Source organism: Mycolicibacterium hippocampi (assembly GCF_010723735.1).
GTDB classification, from domain to species: domain Bacteria; phylum Actinomycetota; class Actinomycetes; order Mycobacteriales; family Mycobacteriaceae; genus Mycobacterium; species Mycobacterium hippocampi.
This window is the reverse complement of sequence record NZ_BLLB01000002.1, coordinates 5,734,833-5,753,560: the sequence shown is the minus strand read 5'-3', so window position 1 is coordinate 5,753,560 and position 18,728 is coordinate 5,734,833. Positions and strand designations below refer to the sequence as shown.

General features: G+C 67.4%; 18 protein-coding genes, 1 tRNA gene and 1 pseudogene. 4 read left to right on the top strand and 16 right to left on the bottom strand.

Annotated features, from left to right (window positions below; translation table 11 throughout):
* Position 1 precedes the first annotated feature (1 nt).
* The 3 genes from G6N53_RS28680 to G6N53_RS28670 form a co-directional block, all read right to left on the bottom strand.
* Complete coding sequence (locus G6N53_RS28680; RefSeq protein WP_163894940.1) at positions 2-700, bottom strand: SRPBCC family protein; 699 nt, start codon at positions 698-700, stop codon at positions 2-4.
* A gap of 2 nt (positions 701-702) precedes the next feature.
* Positions 703-3,039, bottom strand: coding sequence for a xanthine dehydrogenase family protein molybdopterin-binding subunit (locus G6N53_RS28675; protein WP_163894938.1), 2,337 nt, complete (start codon positions 3,037-3,039; stop codon positions 703-705).
* Positions 3,040-3,121: 82 nt separating this feature from the next.
* Entirely contained in the window at positions 3,122-4,243 is a 1,122-nt protein-coding gene (locus tag G6N53_RS28670) for an XdhC family protein (RefSeq protein WP_163894936.1), read from the bottom strand.
* A gap of 32 nt (positions 4,244-4,275) precedes the next feature.
* Between G6N53_RS28670 and G6N53_RS28665 the strand changes: the two genes are divergently transcribed.
* Complete coding sequence (locus G6N53_RS28665) at positions 4,276-4,938, top strand: M15 family metallopeptidase (protein WP_237166669.1); 663 nt, start codon at positions 4,276-4,278, stop codon at positions 4,936-4,938.
* Position 4,939: 1 nt separating this feature from the next.
* On the opposite strand, the gene G6N53_RS28660 is transcribed toward G6N53_RS28665, so the two are convergent.
* From G6N53_RS28660 to G6N53_RS28635, 6 genes and pseudogenes are all read right to left on the bottom strand, one after another.
* Positions 4,940-7,051 carry a glycoside hydrolase family 183 protein gene (locus G6N53_RS28660; RefSeq protein WP_163894932.1) on the bottom strand — a complete coding sequence of 704 codons (2,112 nt, stop codon included), beginning with the start codon at positions 7,049-7,051 and terminating at the stop codon, positions 4,940-4,942.
* Positions 7,052-7,220: 169 nt separating this feature from the next.
* Positions 7,221-7,577, bottom strand: a complete 357-nt coding sequence (locus G6N53_RS28655) for a hypothetical protein (protein WP_163894930.1) — start codon at positions 7,575-7,577, stop codon at positions 7,221-7,223.
* Between the two features lie 22 nt (positions 7,578-7,599).
* Positions 7,600-8,196, bottom strand: coding sequence for a PE-PPE domain-containing protein (locus G6N53_RS28650; protein WP_163894928.1), 597 nt, complete (start codon positions 8,194-8,196; stop codon positions 7,600-7,602).
* 118 nt (positions 8,197-8,314) lie between these two features.
* A pseudogene (locus G6N53_RS28645) lies at positions 8,315-8,428 on the bottom strand (HNH endonuclease); the annotation flags it as partial.
* Between the two features lie 78 nt (positions 8,429-8,506).
* A tRNA-Thr gene (locus tag G6N53_RS28640) sits at positions 8,507-8,581 on the bottom strand.
* Between the two features lie 10 nt (positions 8,582-8,591).
* Positions 8,592-9,338 (bottom strand): hypothetical protein, encoded by a 747-nt coding sequence (locus tag G6N53_RS28635; protein WP_163894925.1) that lies wholly within the window; start codon positions 9,336-9,338, stop codon positions 8,592-8,594.
* A gap of 94 nt (positions 9,339-9,432) precedes the next feature.
* Between G6N53_RS28635 and G6N53_RS28630 the strand changes: the two genes are divergently transcribed.
* Positions 9,433-10,149, top strand: coding sequence for a response regulator transcription factor (locus tag G6N53_RS28630; protein WP_163894923.1), 717 nt, complete (start codon positions 9,433-9,435; stop codon positions 10,147-10,149).
* Positions 10,150-10,179: 30 nt separating this feature from the next.
* The gene (locus G6N53_RS28625; protein WP_163894921.1) at positions 10,180-11,646 is read left to right on the top strand and encodes a sensor histidine kinase; all 1,467 of its coding nucleotides are present in this window, start codon (positions 10,180-10,182) and stop codon (positions 11,644-11,646) included.
* Here the strand turns inward: G6N53_RS28625 and G6N53_RS28620 are convergent.
* Both G6N53_RS28620 and G6N53_RS28615 read right to left on the bottom strand, forming a co-directional pair.
* Complete coding sequence (locus tag G6N53_RS28620; protein ID WP_163894919.1) at positions 11,618-12,022, bottom strand: HIT family protein; 405 nt, start codon at positions 12,020-12,022, stop codon at positions 11,618-11,620. The genes G6N53_RS28625 and G6N53_RS28620 overlap by 29 nt on opposite strands.
* Before the next feature lie 14 nt (positions 12,023-12,036).
* A complete protein-coding gene (locus G6N53_RS28615; RefSeq protein ID WP_163894917.1) occupies positions 12,037-13,749 on the bottom strand; it encodes an HNH endonuclease signature motif containing protein in 1,713 nt (570 codons plus the stop codon).
* Between the two features lie 58 nt (positions 13,750-13,807).
* On the opposite strand from G6N53_RS28615, the gene G6N53_RS28610 reads away from it, so the two are divergent.
* The gene (locus G6N53_RS28610) at positions 13,808-15,451 is read left to right on the top strand and encodes a long-chain-fatty-acid--CoA ligase (RefSeq protein WP_163894915.1); all 1,644 of its coding nucleotides are present in this window, start codon (positions 13,808-13,810) and stop codon (positions 15,449-15,451) included.
* On the opposite strand, the gene G6N53_RS28605 is transcribed toward G6N53_RS28610, so the two are convergent.
* From G6N53_RS28605 to G6N53_RS28585, 5 genes are all read right to left on the bottom strand, one after another.
* Complete coding sequence (locus G6N53_RS28605) at positions 15,448-16,302, bottom strand: SDR family NAD(P)-dependent oxidoreductase (RefSeq protein WP_163896428.1); 855 nt, start codon at positions 16,300-16,302, stop codon at positions 15,448-15,450. The two genes, G6N53_RS28610 and G6N53_RS28605, sit on opposite strands and share 4 nt — an antisense overlap.
* On the bottom strand, positions 16,298-16,735 hold the full coding sequence (locus G6N53_RS28600; protein WP_163894914.1) for a nuclear transport factor 2 family protein: 438 nt from the start codon (positions 16,733-16,735) through the stop codon (positions 16,298-16,300). The genes G6N53_RS28605 and G6N53_RS28600 overlap by 5 nt, the downstream gene beginning before the upstream one ends.
* Positions 16,736-16,741: 6 nt before the next feature.
* Positions 16,742-17,869 carry an NDMA-dependent alcohol dehydrogenase gene (locus G6N53_RS28595; protein WP_163894912.1) on the bottom strand — a complete coding sequence of 376 codons (1,128 nt, stop codon included), beginning with the start codon at positions 17,867-17,869 and terminating at the stop codon, positions 16,742-16,744.
* Between the two features lie 91 nt (positions 17,870-17,960).
* Positions 17,961-18,515, bottom strand: coding sequence for a nuclear transport factor 2-like protein (locus tag G6N53_RS28590; protein ID WP_163894909.1), 555 nt, complete (start codon positions 18,513-18,515; stop codon positions 17,961-17,963).
* A 2-nt stretch (positions 18,516-18,517) separates the two neighbouring features.
* Positions 18,518-18,724 (bottom strand): ferredoxin, encoded by a 207-nt coding sequence (locus G6N53_RS28585; RefSeq protein WP_163894907.1) that lies wholly within the window; start codon positions 18,722-18,724, stop codon positions 18,518-18,520.
* Positions 18,725-18,728 lie beyond the last annotated feature (4 nt).

Below are 18,728 nucleotides of genomic sequence, written 5' to 3'. Positions count from 1 at the left end.
TTCACGACAACAGCCGCGCCAGTGCGGCCTGCAGGTCGTCGGCGAGCACGGTGGCCGGGCCCCGGCGCCTGCGGCGGCCGACCAGGAAGCCGAGCGCCCCGGCGGCGGCAGCGGCGACCAGCACCGGTGCGAACCGCTTGGCCATCGGCACGGCCACCACCTTCAGCAGGTCGACCGAGTCGCCGGACTCTGGCACGGCGGCGAGCGGAGTGGTTGTGGCCGAGCCGTTCTCGGCCACTTTCGCAGCGGGCGCAGCGCCGCCGAGTAGTTCGGCCTCGAGGCTTCTGGCAAACTGGGCGATGAGGTTGCCCGACACGTCGGCCAGCACCCCGCGGCCGAATTGTGCTGCCTTGCCCGAGATCGCCAGGTCGGTGGTGATGCCCACGTGGGTCGAGTCGCCCTCGTCCTTCAGCTGCGCGGTGACGGTCGCCGCGGCGGTGCCGTTGCCCCGCGTCTCCTTGCCCTCGGCGCGCAGCACGATCCGCTGGCCCGGGACGTCCTTCTCCTGGTAGGAGGCGATGCCCTTGTAGGACACCGTGATCGGGCCGACTTTGACCTTGACCGCCCCGTGGAACTCGTCGCCGTCGACCGACAACAGGGTGGCGCCGGGCAGGCACGGTGCGACGCGTTCGACGTCGGTGAACACCTCCCAGACCTTCGCCGTGGGCACCGCGACCCGGAATTCGTTGTTGAGCTCCACCTCTAGTGGTCCTTTCCTTCGAGCAACGCGACGATGGCGGCGGGGCTGGCCGGCAGCTGGGTCACCGTCACGCCGAGCGGGGCGAGTGCGTCGTTGATCGCGTTGATGACGGCGGGCGGCGAACCGATGGCCCCGCCTTCGCCCGCGCCCTTGTAGCCGCCCACCCCGGTCCCGGGGATCTCGACATGCCCGAACTCGATGGGCGGCACCTCGGTGGCCGTCGGCAGCAGGTAGTCCACGAACGTCGACGCCACCGGGTTGCCCGCGTCGTCGTAGGCGAGGTGCTCGAGCAGCGCCCCACCGATTCCCTGCGCGGTGCCGCCCGCGACCTGACCCTCGACCACGTTCGGGTTGATCATCGGCCCGACGTCCTCGCTGACGATGTAGCGGGTCAGCGTCACGTGCCCGGTCTCGATGTCCACCTCACAGGTGCACACATGGGTGGCGTTGGCCCAGTGGATCATCGACTGGGAGTTGAACCGCGCCGTGGCCTCCAGGGTGGGGGAGATGCCGCCCAGCTGTGCGGGCTCGTAGTACGAGCGGTAGGCGATGTCGGCGAAGCTGACGGCTTTGTCGGGCTCGTCGCGCACCCGGGCGCTGGAGTCCGCGAGTTCGACCTGTGATTCCTCGACCCCGAGCATTCCTGCTGCGATCGCGATGATCTGGTTGCGCAGCATCGTGCCTGCCTCGTGCACGGCGCCGGCCGTCATGGGCCCGCTGCGGCTGCCCTGGGTGCCCGCGCCGTACGGGGTCACCGCGGTGTCTCCCTGGATGGTCGACACGTCATCGATGTCGGCGCCCAACGCATCCGCGGTGAGCTGCACGACGGTGGTCTCGATGCTGTTGCCGGCCGAACCGCCGTTGACGTAGACATTGATCTTGCCGGTCGGTTCCATCCGCATGGTGGCGCCCTCGGTGGCCAGGTGCCCGGTCGCGGCGCCGGTGGGCTCGATGTAGGCGGAGAAGCCGAGCCCGAGGTAGCGACCCTGTTCCAGCGCCTCGGCCTGCTCCTTGCGGAAGCCCTCGTGATCGAGGATCTTCACGGCCTGTTCGAACGTGTCGGCGGGGGCGCAGTTGTCATACGGCATGCCGTTCGGGTTGAAGAACGGCATCTCGTCACCACGCAGGATGTTGATCCGCCGCAACTCGACGGGATCCATCCCGATCTTGCGTGCGGCGCAGTCGAGAAGCATTTCCCTGGTCAGGGTTTCGTACTGCCAGGGTCCGCGGTAGGCGTGCAGGCCCGGGGTGTTGGAGAACACCGTTTTGTAGTTGAAGCTGGCCTTGGGGACGCGGTAGGGGCCGGGGAAGAACATGCCGATGGCGGCGGTGGTGAGCACCGGATACGGCGTCGGATAGGCGCCGACGTCCTGGATGAAGTCGATGTCGGCGGCCAGGATCCTGCCGTCGGCGTCGAACGCCATCCGCACCGTGCCGTCGACGTGGCGGGACTGCCCGGCCGACATCAGGTTCTCCCGGCGGTCCTCGATCCACTTCAGTGCCGCCGGCATCTTGCGGGCGGCCAGCAGGATGCACATGTCCTCGCGCATCGGCACCACCTTCTGCCCGAACGCGCCGCCGGTGTCGCGCACCACCACGCGTACCCCCTGGGCGGGGATGCCCAGCAGTCGGGCGGCGAACGCCCGGAGTTCGTGCGGCGTCTGCGTCGACGCCCAGATGGTGAGTTCGGCTGTGGTGGCCGTCCACTCGGCGACCATTCCGCGGGTCTCCATCGGCACCGGGACGTACATCTGTTGGTAGATGTGTTCGGAGACCACGTGCGCCGCGTTCGCGAACACCTCTTCGTCGGGTGGGGCGCCGCCCATGCCGCCTGCGACGTTGTCGGGGTAGGCCTCGTGCACGACCGGAACGCCGGTGTCGGCCCCGCCGACCGCTTGTCGGAAGTCGGCGAGTGCGGGCAACGAGGTGTAGTCGACGTCGACCAGGTCGACCGCGTCCTCGGCCAGGTACCGACTGTCGGCGATCACGAGGGCGACCGGGTCGCCGACGAACTTGACCTCACCCTCGGCCAGAGGCGGCCGTGGGGTGTCCGGGATGTCCTTGCCCGCGACGGCGTGCCAGGCCTCCTTGACGTCCGGGTTGAGATCGGCGGCGGTGAACACGGCGTGTACGCCGGGCAGAGCCAGGGCAGCGGAGGCGTCGATGCCGTTGATGGTGGCGCGGGCGAACGGGCTGCGGACGAAGCAGGCGTGCCGCATCGCCGGCCGCTGCACGTCGTCGACAAACGTGCCGTGACCAGTGAGAAGGCGGCTGTCCTCGACCCGGGGAACCCTGGCGCCGGCATAGCGGGTCGTGACGGATGGCACGGTGTCGGTCACGTCGTATCACTCTCCTGAGGGCTTGAAGAGTGACGTTATCGCATCCGAGAGCGACATTTCCACCATTGTTGTCTCACGGTTGTCACGCCTCGTGGTGGATGCGTCCTCCGACCTCCGTCAACGGCCGGCCGCCCCCGCCCCAGCGCCGGGCGATGATCTCCGCGGCGATCGACACCGCGGTCTCCTCGGGCGTCCTGGCGCCGAGATCCAGGCCGATCGGGCTGGCCAGCCGGGCGAGCTCGGTGTCCGTGAGGCCCGCCTCCCGCATCCTGCGCAGCCGGTCCTCATGGGTGCGCCGGGAGCCCATCACGCCGATGTAGCCCACCTCGGGTAAGCGCAGTGCCACCTCGAGTACCGGCACGTCGAACTTGGGATCGTGGGTCAGCACGCAGATCGCGGTGCGCGCGTCGATCGCGCCCAGTTCGGCCTGGGCGGCCAGGTAGCGGTCGGGCCATTCGACGACGACGTCCTCGGCCGCCGGGAAGCGGGCGGCGGTGGCGAACACCGGGCGGGCATCACACACGGTGACCCGGTAGCCCAGGAACGCACCCTGCTGGGCGAGGGCCGCGGCGAAGTCGATGGCGCCGAAGACCAGCATCCGCGGCCGTGGTGCGTGGCTGGCTACGAACACCTCCATGCCCGCGTCCTGACGCTGGCCGTCGGCTCCGTAGGACAGCACGGCCGAGCGGCCGGCGGCGAGCAGGCCTCTGGCGTCGTCGGCGACCGCGTCGTCGGCTCGCGCCGACCCCAGGGATCCCTGAGCCGAAGCCTCGCCGACGAGTAGTCGCAGTCCCAGCCGGCGCGGGTCCGGGTGGGCGATGACGGTCGCGACCGCGATCGCGCGATGGGCGGCGATGTCGTCGGCCACCGACTGCAGCTGCGGAAAGGTGATGCGCGACACCGGTTCGGTGAACACCTCGATGGTGCCACCGCAGGTCAGCCCGACCGAGAAGGCATCGTCGTCGCTGACCCCGTAGCTCTGCAGCTCCGGACGGCCGGTGGCCACGACGTCGTTGGCGACCTCGTAGACGGCGGCCTCGACACATCCGCCGGACACCGACCCCGCCACGCTTCCGTCGGGTGCGACCACCATCGCGGCCCCCGGCGGGCGGGGCGCCGACTTCATGGTGCGCACCACCGTGGCCAGGCCCGCGGTCCCTCCGGCTCGCCAGACCGCCAGCAATTCCTCGAGGACATCGCGCACGAGCGCAGTGTATGCGCGCCTACAGTGCAGTGATGGGTGGTGTTCACCGGATTGCCGCGCTGTGCTGCTCGATCATCGGGTTCGCCGCCGCGAGCAGCACGGTGGCGGCGGCGGAGCCGGTACCGCCGGTGTCCGAGGAGGCGCGTGCGGCCGGGTTCGTCGACGTTCGCAGCGTGATCCCGGATGCGGTGATCGACCTGCGGTACGCGACGGCGGACAACTTCGTCGGCGCGCAGCTGTACCCGGACGGGGCCAGATGCCTGGTGCACGAGTCTCTGGCGCCGGGACTCGTCACCGCTGCGAACCTGTTGCGACAGGGTGGGGAACGGCTCGTCTTCTGGGATTGTTACCGCCCGCACGACGTTCAGCAGGTGATGTTCGACGCGGTGTCCGACCCGGCGTGGGTCGCCCGTCCCGGGCCGTACGCACGCAGCCACGAAGCGGGCCGCTCGGTGGACGTCACGCTGGCAGGCCAGGACGGCCTGGTGGACATGGGCACCGGGTTCGACGACTTCTCCCCCCGCAGTCACGCCAGGGCCACCGACGGGGTCAGCGCCGCAGCACAGGACAATCGGGCCCGGCTGCGGGACGCGATGGCCGCCGGCGGACTGACGGTGTACGCGGGGGAGTGGTGGCACTTCGACGGTCCCGGCGCCGCGGTGGATCGCCAGATCCTCGATGTGCCCGTGGGTTAGGTCAGAGCTTGGTGAGGTCTGTCCGCATCAGCATGATGTTGTACTCCGACCACAGCGACAGGTTCCAGTAGAGGTCCGAACCGGTGCCCACCGTCGACGGTGACCACGGGTGCAGCATCGGCGCGTAGATCCCGCCGTTCTGCTGATCCATCAGCACGGTCGCTTCCGACCATTCGCCCTCAGGGGTGTCGGAGGTGCGCATGACGATGTTGTTGGACTGGTCTCCGTAGAGAACGATGTACTTCTCCAGGTACTCGTTGTACTGGACCGACATCTCGCTGACCGTGTTGCCGGGTTTGGTGGCACCGCAGGCGCCGCCCGACTTGCCGATGATCGCGGAAGCCGACGACGGGTTGCCCTGCACCCACCTGGCGGGGCTGCTGCCGAACCACCCCGACGAGGCCTTCTTGTAGTACTCGTACTCGGACACGTCGAGGATGTCCTTTTCGGCGACCCGTGCGATGTGAGCCGCGCCCTGGCGGCCGTTCGGGGTTCCGTACATGTAGACGTAGCCGTCGTCGCCCTTGACGAAGGCGGACTGCTGAAAGTTCCGATTGCCACTGAAAATGGAGTTGTAGCGCACACTTTCGCGCGCGACGGTGAAATTCTCGCCGTTGTCCGTCGAGTACGCGATGGCCGAGTAGTTCGTGGTCCACCGACCCGAGGAGCCCCAGTTCGACACCGACATGAAGCTGACGTACTGCGTCGCGCCGAACTCGGTGTCGGGCGTGGGCAGCGAGATCCCCGCGGTCGGGATGAGCGTCACCGAGTTGGGCGCCCAGGACGGGCGGTTGATGATGGGCCGCGCCTGGTTCGGCTCGGACAGCGGCGCACCGCCGAACATGTTTCCGTTGAACCATTCTCCGTTGGGGATGGTCATGCCGTCCGACAGGTCGTCGTCGGAGCTGCGGAACAACGTGTTGTAGATCCACCGGCCGCTCATGTTGGCCGAACCGAAGGTGTCGCCGACGGCGATGAGCACCTGGTTCTCGTTGATGTCGGGGGTGCTGGGGTCGTCGGGAATCCCGTTGTCCCACATGACGCCGACGTCGGTTCCGTAAACCTGGTACCGGGCAAGGGTGTTGGCCAGGGTCTTGTCGCTGTAGACGTTCTTGCCCGTCACCCAGCTGACGAAGTTCGTCGACGGGCTGACCTGAGGGTTCAGCCACGGCGAGTACGGTACGAAGACCGCAGCAGAGGTGACGTCGTCGGCCATCAGGGCCAGGCTGGTCGGCGCCACGACGGTGGTCCTGGCCGCGCTGACCGTGCTGCGCGAGACGAAGAGGTTCTCGAGCTCGCGACGGGCGAACGACATCAGCGCCCACAGGAAGGGCGGCTGCGCGGGGCTGTCCGGGGTGGCGTCGGCCTTCTGGCGCGCCCAGTCCAGCATGCTGTTGACGACGTTCACGACCGCGGTCACCAGGTTCGGCTTCGGCGTCTGTTCTGCCATCGTCGGTTCCGAGAGCAGCGCCGCCACCCGGGGGGACACCGTGGTCGGGCTCGCGGCGGCCAGGCTGCTGGCGCTGGCGAACACCGCGACCTTCTCCGGCTCCTGCGGTGCCACCGCGGGATCGGTCGCCGACTTCGTGGGTTCGGTCGCCGACTTCTCTGTTGTCGCGGACTCCTCTGTTGCGGAGGTCTCCTCGGTCGCGGATGTCTCCGCCGGGACGCTCTGCGACCGCTTGGTCTTGGGCGGCGCCGATGAGGTGTCGGCCTCCGGCTCAGCCTCGGCGTCTTCGTCGTCTTCGTCTACGTCGTCGGGCTCGTCGTCTTCGTCTACGGCTTCTGGCTCAGCCTCGGCGTCTTCGTCGTCTTCGTCGTCAGCTTCGTCTTCGTCGACCGCAGGCTGGTCCTCGTCCTCGTCGTCCTCAGCTTCAGCCTCGTCGTCGTCGGACTCGTCGGCGTCCTTGTCAGCTACTTTCGCTGTGTCCCGCTTGCTCGGCGAGTCGCTGTCGGACCCGTCGCTGTCCGAGGTTGCTGAGGTGGCCGACGTCGACGCGGACGAATCGGTTTCACCGGCCCACGCCACCCCCTGGCCTGCAAATACTGCTGAGCCGACGCCCATTGCGACGGCCAGACCGCCGACCCGACCGATATACGCTGCGGCACCCATAAAACCCCTTCGATCCAGCCTTGTCCGACCCCCCGTCGTCGTGGCCATTGAAGCGCATCGGTACCGGAAGTGGCGAGCAAATAGTTAAATCGTCACGGCTTTCGAAACGTTACTGTGACCAAAGGGCTTTCTCGGCTCAGACCTTGGTCAGCAAATCAGTCCGGAGACGCTAGTCGAGGCTTTCCAGCGCCTTCTCATAGAGGGTGACCGCCTCGGCAATTCCGTCGCCCACCCAGGCGTCGACGACGCCCACCTGATCGGCGACGAGCTGGACCCGGTTGAGCCACACCTCGAAGTCCGGATCCCGGCGAAGTGCGTCGATCTGGGCGACCGAGCCCTGGATCAGGATGAAACCACCCAGCTCGATGCTTTGCGGCTTGAGCAGGACCCTGTCGAACCCTTCGATACGTCCCTGGTCCCGGAGGCCGGAGAGATAGCCCTCGGTTTCGATGAGCAGCGCCAAGGCCGCCCGCTCGCGCCCGCTCGTCGGCACTCCCCATGCCACCCACAGTCCTGCTTCGGCCAACGCTCCTCCTCGGTCGGACTGGTCACGGCGCGACCAAGTATGTCGTATTGCCGACGCGCGACCGCACCTGCGCGGTGTTGATGTTCACGTCGCTGTAGTCGAGGTGGTCGATGAACCTGCCGCCGAGCAGTCGCGCCTTCTTCACCATGGTGAGCTTCTCGGCGGGCCAGCCGTCGCCGTTGCACCAGCCGTCGTAGGCGCGGGCGATGTCGAGCACCGTGTATTGGGTGTCATCGGGGGTTCGGCGCAGCGGTTTGCCGTCGAGTCCACGCGTTCCGGTGCCGCCGAACCGGCGACGCGGGTTGCCGAGCAGGATGAATCGCAGCCGGTCGGCCGGCGCAGCGTCCGGTCGTCGCGCGTGCTGCTCGAGCCATTCGGACACGACCTCGGCGCCCTGGCTGTGCGCGACGACATCGATCGGACCGGACGCGTTCGAGAGGGCAGACCGGAGGGCGAGATCCAGGGCCTCGACCCCCGCGGGAATGGACTTCGGCGACGCGGACTGCGGATACTTCACGATCACCCGGTCGGCCTTCGACGCGTAACCGGACATCGCCTTGCCCACGCGGTCGGCGATGCCATAGTTCAGGCCGCCGAGGGTGAGGACGGTGCTCACCATGAACTCACCGCTCGATCCTACCTCTGTGGTGTGTCCTGCCTACCGTCGCCGAATTGAAAACTGTTGCATATGAAGAGGTTCGAGGGGGACGGCCGGCTTCGCCGGTGGGATGTCACGGTCAGAAAGACTGACTGTCGGCGTATCGCTGTCTGCGGTGGTGCCGCCCGTTGCCGCGGTTCCGGCTCTTGTACGTCGGCAGCTGCGAATCGCAGTTCGGGCAGATGAGCCGAAGCGGTGAACCGCAGCCCCGCCACTGTCTCACACGGGTGACGCTACGACGTGCCTCCGACAACCAGCGGTCGTCGGATCGTGGAGCCTCCTATCGGGATTGAACCGATGACATTCCGCTTACAAGGCGAACGCTCTACCACTGAGCTAAGGAGGCTTAAGCGGCCCTAGCTTAACGGCTCGTCCTCGACGTCGATAACCCGCTGCGACGTCACCGGCCGATTGAACGGCCGGCCCCGCGGGCGACGGCCCGGAAACGGAATCCGGTCGGCGATGTTGCTCAGCGGATTGACGACCTGGCTGAGCACGATCACCGCTTCTCGCAGCGCCTCGATGGTCGGCTCGAGCGCCTCGAGCCCCGGCGCGAGGCGGTTCAGTGTGTCCGCGACGGTCGCGAGCTGCTCGAGTGGGCCGTTGCGGGCGGTCAGCGTGTCGACCACCCCGCCCTCGGCGAACAGCCGGTCGGCCACGCCGTCCTCGGCCAGCAACCTGTCGACCAGGCCGTCCTCGGAAAGAAGCTGGTCCACCAGCCCGCCGGGCTCGATGGCGCGCATCAACCCGCCCTCTTCCTCGGTCAGCCGGTCCAGTGCGCCGCCGGGGGCGGTCAGCCGGTCGACCACGCCGCCCGGTCGCAGGAGCCGGTCCAGCGCTCCGTCCGGCGCCAGCGCGCGTCCCAGCGGCTGGTCCTCGTCCATCAGTCGGGCCAACCGGTTCGCCCGCTCCACGGCCTCGTCGATACCGAGCATGTAAGCCAGGGAAGGAGACCCGGGCTTGGCGCCGTCCTTGGGTTCCCCCAACGTGCGGTATGCCACTTCGATGCCGCCCTTGGCCACGCCGATGCCCGCGTCCGCGACGGCCAGGCCGACGCGGACGGGCGCGAAGGCGAGGTCGGTCAGCGCTTTGCCGAGGTTCATCTACTCAGTCTATGGACAGCGCAAGGGCAAACTCACAGGAAGTGCACAGGTAGTCGGCAGCATATTTCCAAGTGAACTGGTGGAGATTGAACCCATGGCCATGCCCGTTGAGCAGAACGTGCCCGAGGCGCGGGTGCTGGTGGTCGACGACGAGGCCAACATCGTCGAATTGCTCTCCGTGAGCCTGAAGTACCAGGGCTTCGAGGTCCACACCGCCTCCAACGGCGCGGCCGCGCTCGACAAGGCACGGGAGGTTCGCCCCGACGCGGTCATTCTCGACGTCATGATGCCCGGCATGGACGGGTTCGGGTTGCTGCGCCGCCTGCGGGCCGATGGCATCGACGCCCCGGCCCTGTTCCTGACCGCACGCGACACCTTGCAGGACAAGATCGCCGGGCTGACGCTGGGTGGCGACGACTACGTGACCAAGCCGTTCAGCCTCGAAGAGGTGGTGGCGCGGCTGCGGGTGATCCTGCGCCGGACCGGCCGCGGTCACGAGGCGCCACGCCCGTCGCGGCTCACATTCGCCGACATCGAACTCGACGAGGACACCCACGAGGTGTGGAAGGCCGGCGAGCCGGTGTCGCTCTCGCCGACCGAGTTCACGCTGTTGCGGTACTTCGTCATCAACGCGGGCACGGTGCTGTCCAAGCCGAAGATCCTCGATCACGTGTGGCGCTACGACTTCGGCGGCGACGTCAACGTCGTCGAGTCGTATGTCTCCTATCTGCGCCGCAAGGTCGACACCGGAGACAAGCGCTTACTGCATACGTTGCGTGGGGTCGGCTACGTCCTGCGCGAGCCGCGGTGAGCGCTCGCCGGACGAGCCGACAATAGAGGCGTGGTAGCTGGCGGCGGGAACACCAGAGGGCGTGGCATTCCTCTGCGGGTAGGGCTGGTGGCTGCCACTCTGGTGCTGGTGGCGTGCGGACTGGTGGCGTCGGGCGTCGCAGTCACGACGATCCTGCAGCACAGCCTGATGAAGAGGGTGGATGACACCCTGCTCGACGCGTCCCGAGGGTGGGCCCAGGTGCCCCGTCGGCTGCCCGTCACCCCGATCGACGATCCCAACCCCGCGCGGCCTCCCTCCGACTTCTTCGTCCGTGGCATCGATCCGGAAGGACACATCTGGATGGAAGTCAACGACCGCGTGGCGGAGCCGGCGCTGCCCGCGGACAACAATGTCGGCCCGCTGCCGGTCACCGTCGGATCTGTTGATCACTCCGACGTGCAGTGGCGTGCGATGACGGTGCGGGGGTTGGGGGGCGAGCTCACCACGGTGGCCATCGACCTGTCCGACGTGAAATCGACGGTGCGGTCGCTGGCCTACCTGCAGGCCGGTATCGGGGTGGCGGTCCTGGTGGTGCTCGCCATCGCCGGCTACGCCGTGGTGCACCGCAGTCTGCGCCCGCTGGCCGAGGTCGAACAGACCGCAGCCGCGATCGCGTCGGGGCAACTGGACCGGCGTGTTCCAGAACGTGACCCACGCACCGAGGTCGGCCGCCTGTCGTTGGCGCTCAACGGGATGCTGACGCAGATCCAGCGGGCGATGGCCTCGTCGGAATCGTCGGCGGCGCAGGCCCGCACCTCCGAGGAACGGATGCGTCGCTTCATCACCGACGCAAGCCACGAACTGCGGACACCGTTGACGACGATCCGCGGCTTCGCCGAGCTGTACCGCCAGGGCGCTGCCCGCGACGTCGAGATGCTGATGAGTCGCATCGAGAGCGAATCGCGGCGGATGGGATTGCTCGTCGAGGATCTGCTGCTGTTGGCCCAACTCGACGCGCAGCGACCCTTGGAACGAAAGCGAGTGGATCTGCTCGCTCTGGCCACCGACGCGGTACACGACGCTCAGTCGATCGCGCCGCAACGCAGGATCCGCGTCGAGGTCTTCGACGGGCCCGGCACCCCGGAGGTGGTGGGTGACGAGGCCAGACTGCGTCAGGTGCTGAGCAACTTGATGGCAAACGCGCTGCAGCACACCCCCGAGGGCACCGGGGTCACCGTGCGGGTGGGAACCGACGAGGACAACACCGTCGTGGAGGTGTGCGACGAGGGGCCGGGGATGGGGCCGGAGGATGCGCAGCGCATCTTCGAGCGGTTCTACCGGGCCGACGCGTCGCGGGCGCGAGCCAGCGGGGGGACCGGGCTGGGGCTGTCGATCGTCGACTCCCTGGTGTATGCCCACGGTGGCAGCGTCAGCGTGACCACAGGGCCGGGCGAAGGGTGCCGGTTCCGGGTGAAGATGCCGCGGTTCGCCGACGCGTCGGCAGCTGTCAGCGCAGCGTCGCCAACGCCGCCTTGATCTTCGTCTGAGCCTCGTCGAGCGACTCCGCTGACGGGTTGCGGTCGACGTTGGCGAAGCCGAAGTCCGCCAGGTCGCGGGCCGGGAAGACGTGCACGTGCAAGTGGGGCACTTCCAGCCCGGCGATGATGACACCGGCGCGCTCAGCGTCGAAGGCCTGACACACCGCCTTGCCGATGAGCTGCGAAACCTCCATGACCCTGCCGAACACGGCGGGTTCGAGGTTCTGCCACTGGTCGATCTCGGCCCGGGGCACGACCAGCGTGTGGCCCTGTGTCATCGGCTCGATCGTCAGGAACGCCACGATGTCGTCGTCCTCGTAGACGAAACGGCCGGGGATCTCCCCGTTGATGATCTTTGTGAAGACGGTCGCCATGCCGCCCACGCTACTCAGAAGGGTGGTGGGTCGTCGCCGTAGTCGGGGGTGTGGTGGGCGGGGTGGAATTGGTAGTCGGGGTAGTGGTGGCCCGGTGGTGGGGTCGGTGTGGTTGATGAGTTTTCCAGTGCGCGTTGGGTGGCGTTGAGTTTTCGTTCGGCGGTGATGCGGGCGGTGCGGGTTTGGGTGCGGGTGCGGCGGCGGGTGGGCATTTTGAGGTGCCGGCCGGGGTTGGTCGGTGGGGGTGGTCCGGGTGGTCGCGGTGGTGGTGGGGTGGTGGTGTTCCAGTGGGGGAACAGCAGTGCGGTGAAGGGTTTGGTGGTGTAGGTCAGGCCCGACGGGGTGGTGATGGCCAGGGTGCCGTCGGGGTGTTGGGTGTCGTGCCAGCCGGTCCAGAAGGTTTTGATCAGGTGGTGTAGCCGGCAGTAGCACTTGCAGTTGGTGGGGTGGGTGGGTCCGGTGGGCCAGGGTCGGGTGTGGTCGATGTCGGCGTGGGTGGCGGGGCGGTCGCAGCCGGGGAAGCGGCAGGTCAGGTCGCGGGTGCGGATGAAGTCGGCCAGTGCGGTCGAGGGTCGGTAGCGGTCTTCGCCGCAGGGGTCGGGGGTGGTGACGAAGCGGATTTTGGCGCCGTGGTGGATCAGGTCGGCCAGCAGTGCCGGGGGCACGATCGCGGCGTTGGAGCCGGGGATCAGCGCCGCCGTGCGGCGCCGCCGCGCCGGTCGACCCGACGTGGGCGGTGTTGACTCGGGCTTCGACTCGGCGGCGGGTTTCGCGACTGTCGGCTCGGGTGACGCAGCCGGCTCGGCGGGCTTGGGCGCTGGCGATTCGGCGGGCTTCGGCGTGGGTGTGGGTGGCGGGTCGTCGGGGCCGTGCAGTGTCGGGTCCAGGCCCCGGTCGCGGGTGTCGTTGAGGGTGTCTGTGTCGGTGAAGACGTGGACGACGAAGTTGCTGGCGCGGCCGTCGTCGGTTTGGGCGGCGCATCCGGGGTTGTCGCAGCGGCAGGCCAGCGTGGTGGCGTGGGCGGCGATCGCGCCGAGGGCATCGGCGCGGCGTTGGGCCAGGGTGCGGGGATCGTCGTCACACACGGTGGCGATCATCGCGGCCAGGCGCTGTTCGAGTAGCGCGGCGTCGGTGCTGGTGAGCCGTCCGTGCACGCTGGTGGTGCCGGTGGCGTCGTCGCGGTCTCCGATGACGAAGTCGCGTCCGCGGACCCCGGTGCGGACCCGGCGCACCGCGTCGGGGTCATGGCGTTCGACCCAGAAGTCGATGGCTTTTTCCAGTTTGTACTGCGACAGCCGGCCCCAGGCCGGGGCGTGCTCGGCGATCTCGGTGTCGATGCGGGCCAGCGCTCCCGGGTCGCACACCAGGTAGGTGCGCCAGGAGATGGTGGCGATCATCGCCGCGCTGATCTGCCCGGCCAGGAACCGGGCCCCGACTTTGGGCAGCCGGTCACGCAGCGTGACCGCCAGCCCGATCTGGCCCAACGCCCGGCCGTGGCTGATCGTCAGGGCACACGACAACCCGGCCGCGGCGGCATCGAGATCATCGACGACCCAGTTCGGATGCTGTTGAGCGGCCCGGGCGCGGCGTTCGATCTCGGCGATCACCGCCAGCTTGCGGGCCTCGGCCGCCGCCGAAGCGCTCGCCCAGCCTGCCGCGGCCCGGGCCAGCGCGGCGTCACTGAGACCGGTGAGCTGATCCGGCCCCACCAACGAACCATCGAACATGTGTTCGATCATGCCAGAACCGACCGACAAGTCCCCGCGCCCTCGATAGCCTGGCCGGATGCTGGGACTGATGCAGGACAGACCGCTGATGATCTCCTCCCTGATCGAGCACGCGGCCGCGTTTCACGCCGACACCGAGATCGTGTCCCGGATCCCCGAAGGGCACATCCGACGCACCACCTGGTCGCAGGTCAGGGATCAGTCCAAGCAGGTGGCCAACGCGCTGGCCGGCCTCGGGATCCAGCAGGGAGACCGGGTCGCGACACTCGCGTGGAACAGCGATCGCCACCTGGCGCTGTACTTCGGCGTGTCGGGCTCCGGGGCGGTCATGCACACCGTCAACCCGCGGCTCTTCCCCGAGCAGATCGTCTACATCATCAACCACGCCGAGGACCGGGTGCTGTTCTTCGATGTGACCTTCGCGCCTCTGGTCGGCCAGCTCGCGCCCCAACTCGAGTCGGTCGACACCTATGTCGTGATGACCGATCGCGCACACATGCCCGATATCCCCGGGATTCCCGCGGATCGCCTGCAGTGCTGGGACGAACTCATCGGCACGCAGTCAACCCACTACGACTGGCCCGAGTTCGACGAGCGCAGCGCGTCATCGCTGTGCTACACCTCGGGCACCACCGGGAACCCGAAAGGTGTTCTGTACTCGCATCGTTCGACGATGCTGCACACGCTGATGATCGCGGCGCGCGACGCCATCGACATCCACAGCGGCTCCAGGATCCTGCTGGTGGTGCCCATGTTCCATGCGAATGCGTGGGGGACTCCCTACACCGCGGCGATGGTCGGCGCGACACTCGTGATGCCCGGACCGCACCTCGACGGCGAATCCGTCTACAGCCTGATGAAGTCCGAGGGCGTCAACCAGAGCCAGGGGGTGCCGACGGTGTGGATGATGCTGTTCTCCTATCTCGACGAGCACCCCGAGATCGACCCGCACGAACTCGGGTTGCGTATCGCGGGCACCGGCGGGGCGGCCCTGCCGCAGTCGATGATCGAGCGGTTCGACCGCGATTTCGGCGCCGAGTCGATGCAGGGCTGGGGGATGACCGAAACCAGTCCGCTGTGCACAATCGGCAGGCTGCTGCCCAAACACGAAGGGCTTTCCGAAGAGGAGCGCACCCGCATCAGGCTGAAACAGGGGCGCGGCGTCTGGGGAGTGGACCTCAAGATCGTCGACGACGACGGCCGCCGACTGCCCTGGGACGGAAAGGCGTTCGGCGAGGTGTGGGTGCGCGGTCCGTGGATCGCCAGTGGCTACTTCAAGGGCGAGGGAGGCGAGAAGCTCGACGGCGAGGGTTTCTTCCCCACTGGCGATGTCGCGACCATCGACCCCGACGGCTACCTGCAACTTGTCGACCGTGCCAAGGACGTCATCAAATCCGGTGGCGAATGGGTGAGTTCGATCGACCTCGAGAACGCCGCGATGGGGCACCCGGCCATCGCCGAAGCCGCCGTCATTGGGGTGCCCCATCCGAAATGGCAGGAGCGGCCGGTGCTCATCGCCGTGCTTCGCAAGGGGCACAACGCCACCCGGGAGGAAATTCTGGAGTACCTGGGTGGCGAGGTCGTCAAGTGGTGGCTGCCCGACGACGTGGTGTTCGTCGACGAACTGCCCCACACCGCCACCGGCAAGGTCGTCAAGCTCAAGCTGCGCGAGCAGTACCGCGACCACACGCTGCCGGGTTAACCGACCTGTGCGGAGATCTCGTCGATCGACCACGGCGGGGAGTCGTGATGGTCACGGTAGGCCACGATCGCGGGGGTCTGTCGGTCGAACTTGCCGATGAACCCGCCTGCGGCGATGAAGATCTGACCGGTCACATCCTTGGCGAGATCACTGACCAGGTAGGCGTATGTCGGCGCGACGTACTCGGGCGGCGCGGCGTCCAGCGCACCCTGCATGCTGACCTCGTCGAGCAGTCCGCGCCGGTTGAGCTCGGCGATGTGGGCCTCGTAGTCGGGCCCGGTGGACAGCCTGGTCTTGGCGCCGGGGCACACCACGTTCGCGCGGACCCCGTGCTCCTTGAGTTCGGCGGCGATCGCCGCCGTCAGGCCGTTGACCGCGCCCTTGCCTGCCGGGTACCCGGTGCCGCCGTAGTCACCGAGGAAAGCGAACGAACTGGTGTTGACGATCGCCCCGGCGCCCCGCTGCACCATCCGCGGGGCTGCCGCGCGGCACATCTGAAATGCGGTGCCCAAGTGGGCCTCGATCAGCTCGTTGAACTGCTCGGTGGTGATGTCGAGAATCGACGAGCCTGCCGGTTCGGCGGTGCCCGCACAGTTGACCAGGATGTCGATGTGGCCGAACCGGCGGACACAGGTATCCACCAGGGCATCGGCCACCGCCGGATCGGCGGGCGAACCCGGATGGGCGACGGCGCCGGGAATGCGTTGCGCCGCTTGGTCGGCTGCCGCCTCATCGCGGCCGTTGACGACGACGCCGGCGCCGAGGGCCGCCAGAAGCTCAGCGACCGCCAGGCCGACACCGCGGGTACCACCGACGACAACCGCGCCGCGGCCTGCCAGCGGCTGGCTAATCCGCCTTCTCCGCGAACGTCATCGCATCCATGTTCCAGAAGCCACGCAGGTTCGTGATCAGCCCCGCGTCGTCGACGCGGTAGGTGAACACTCCCCGGACCGTGGCCACGAAACCGTTGGGGAACGTGGTCTCCAGCACCAGGATGTAGGCGATCTCCGTCGGACTGCTCGACGGGAACGCCTCCTGGCAGGTGATGCGTAACTGGTTCGGTCCGATGTTGGCGTCGAAGAAGTCGGCGACAGCCGCCTTCCCGCGCACTCCGGTGCCGTCGGGGTTGGTGACGGCCTCGCCGATCGGATCCTCGATGACGACGTCCTCGGACATCAGCGCCAGCCAGCCGGCCTTGTCGCCGGACTGCACGCATCGCCACGAACTCTGAGAGGCCGCGACCACCGGCGAGAGCTCGGTGGTCTCGGTTGCGCTGTCGGTCATCCCGCTCTACCTATCGGCGTCGGTGTAGCGGATCACGCCACGGATGTTCTTGCCCTCCAGCATGTCCTTGTAACCCTCGTTAATCTGCTCCAGCTTGTACTGCCGGGTCACCATGTCGTCGAGGTTGAGCCTGCCGGCCTTGTACATCGACAGCAGCTGCGGGATGTCGTAGTGCGGGTTGCCGCCACCGAAGATGGTGCCCTGCAGGTTCTTCTGCATCAGGGTCAGCATCGCCAGGTTCAGCGTGACGCTGGTTTCCATCATGTTGGCCACCGCTGTCACCACACAGGTACCGCCCTTGGCGGTCATGTTGAGATAGTTGTCGATGTCCTCACCCTTGAGCTCACCGGTGGTGATGATGGTCTTGTCGGCCATCTTGCCGTGGGTGACCTCGGCGACACCCATCATCGCCGACGCGAGGTCGGGGTAGACGTGCGTCGCGCCGAACTTGAGTGCCTGATCCCGCTTCCAGTCGACCGGGTCGATGGCGAAGATGTTGCGTGCACCGGCGTTGAGCGCGCCCTGCAGGGCGCCCATGCCGACGCCACCGATCCCGGCGATCGTGACGTCGTCACCGGGGCGGACGTCCGCACTGCGCACCGCCGAGCCATAGCCGGTGGTGACGCCGCAGCCGACCAGGCAGGCCACCTCGAACGGGATGGACGGGTCGATCTTCACGACCGAGCTCTTGTGCACCACCATGTAGGGGCTGAAGGTGCCCAGCAGCGTCATCGGGATGACAGGCTTGCCGTTGGCCGTGACACGGTGGGTCCCGTCGGAGACGGCGGTACCGGTGAGCAGCAACGCGCCCAGGTCACACAGATTGCGCTGGCCGCTCTGGCACGTCGGACACTCACCGCACGACGGGATGAACGACAGCACGACGTGGTCACCCGGGGCGATGTTCTCCACGCCGGGTCCGACTTCGGTGACGATGCCGGCACCCTCGTGTCCACCGAGCACCGGGAAGCCGGCCATCGGGATGTCGCCGGTCACCAGATGATGGTCGGAGTGGCACATGCCCGCCGCTTCCATCTGAATCTTGACCTCGTCCTTGACGGGATCGCCGATCTCGATCTCCTCGATCGACCATGGCTGGTTGAAATCCCAGATCAGAGCGCCTTTGGTCTTCATCTCTCCTGCTTTCGACTAGAGCCTCTAGTTAAAGACTAGAGGCTCTAGTTAGCCATATCACAGCGGCCCCAAGCAACCGCTTGGGTGGGAGCTACCAGATTGGGGTGGGGGCCTCACCGAGCGGGTAGTAGCCGGGCAACTTCTCGCCGGCAAGTGAGCGCTCGATTCGCTTCTGCATGGTGGGGGTGAGGTCCCCGGACTCGATCAGTTTCATGAACGCCTTCTGGACGTGACCGAAGTCGAAGAAGTCCCGCTGCCACTCGATCAGCAACTGGTCGTCGTCCCCAACGGCGGTGAGCCGGAACCAGCTGCCGCCGATGCCGTAGATCTCGTCGCGCGAGCCATCGCTCTTGTTGGCTATCTGCTTCCAGAAGCCGACGATCTCGTTCTGCTTCTCGTCGATCAGCACCTTCTGGTACTCGTAGACCCAGTTCTCCAGGCCCTCCATCTCCAGGCCCAGGGCGACGTCGCGGATCTCGTCGCGACCGATGCACATGACGTCTTCCTTGGGGCCGATGTTCCAGCCGTAGGTTGCGTCCTCGGTGTAGAAGTCGGCCAACGGCTTCCAGTCACCGGCCTTCTCGGCGTCCTGGTTGGCCTTGAGCCAACGGTCGGTCCAGGCTTCGAGTGCTTCTCTTGACGCCATCGTCAGTCCTTGTCCTTGAGGGAAATTGCTTGGGTAGGGCACATCTCAGCTGCCCGCTCGACATCCTCGCGGATCTCGTCGGGCGGTTCCGGGTCGAGGATTTCGACGACCCCGCGCTTGGGCACCCGGAACACATCCGGGGCTTCCAGTTCGCACATCGCGTGGCCCTGGCACAGGTCCTCATCGAGCTCCACGCGGTAACAACCCATCTCG

What these genes read in the sequence shown, in the direction of transcription:
- G6N53_RS28665 (WP_237166669.1), top strand. Translation starts at nt 4,276, where the DNA reads ATGGGTGGTGTTCACCGGATTGCCGCGCTGTGCTGCTCGATCATCGGG.
- G6N53_RS28660 (WP_163894932.1), bottom strand. Translation starts at nt 7,051, where the DNA reads ATGGGTGCCGCAGCGTATATCGGTCGGGTCGGCGGTCTGGCCGTCGCA.
- G6N53_RS28650 (WP_163894928.1), bottom strand. Translation starts at nt 8,196, where the DNA reads ATGGTGAGCACCGTCCTCACCCTCGGCGGCCTGAACTATGGCATCGCC.
- G6N53_RS28635 (WP_163894925.1), bottom strand. Translation starts at nt 9,338, where the DNA reads ATGAACCTCGGCAAAGCGCTGACCGACCTCGCCTTCGCGCCCGTCCGC.
- G6N53_RS28630 (WP_163894923.1), top strand. Translation starts at nt 9,433, where the DNA reads ATGGCCATGCCCGTTGAGCAGAACGTGCCCGAGGCGCGGGTGCTGGTG.
- G6N53_RS28620 (WP_163894919.1), bottom strand. Translation starts at nt 12,022, where the DNA reads ATGGCGACCGTCTTCACAAAGATCATCAACGGGGAGATCCCCGGCCGT.
- G6N53_RS28615 (WP_163894917.1), bottom strand. Translation starts at nt 13,749, where the DNA reads ATGTTCGATGGTTCGTTGGTGGGGCCGGATCAGCTCACCGGTCTCAGT.
- G6N53_RS28610 (WP_163894915.1), top strand. Translation starts at nt 13,808, where the DNA reads ATGCTGGGACTGATGCAGGACAGACCGCTGATGATCTCCTCCCTGATC.
- G6N53_RS28600 (WP_163894914.1), bottom strand. Translation starts at nt 16,735, where the DNA reads ATGACCGACAGCGCAACCGAGACCACCGAGCTCTCGCCGGTGGTCGCG.
- G6N53_RS28595 (WP_163894912.1), bottom strand. Translation starts at nt 17,869, where the DNA reads ATGAAGACCAAAGGCGCTCTGATCTGGGATTTCAACCAGCCATGGTCG.
- G6N53_RS28590 (WP_163894909.1), bottom strand. Translation starts at nt 18,515, where the DNA reads ATGGCGTCAAGAGAAGCACTCGAAGCCTGGACCGACCGTTGGCTCAAG.
- G6N53_RS28585 (WP_163894907.1), bottom strand. Translation starts at nt 18,724, where the DNA reads ATGGGTTGTTACCGCGTGGAGCTCGATGAGGACCTGTGCCAGGGCCAC.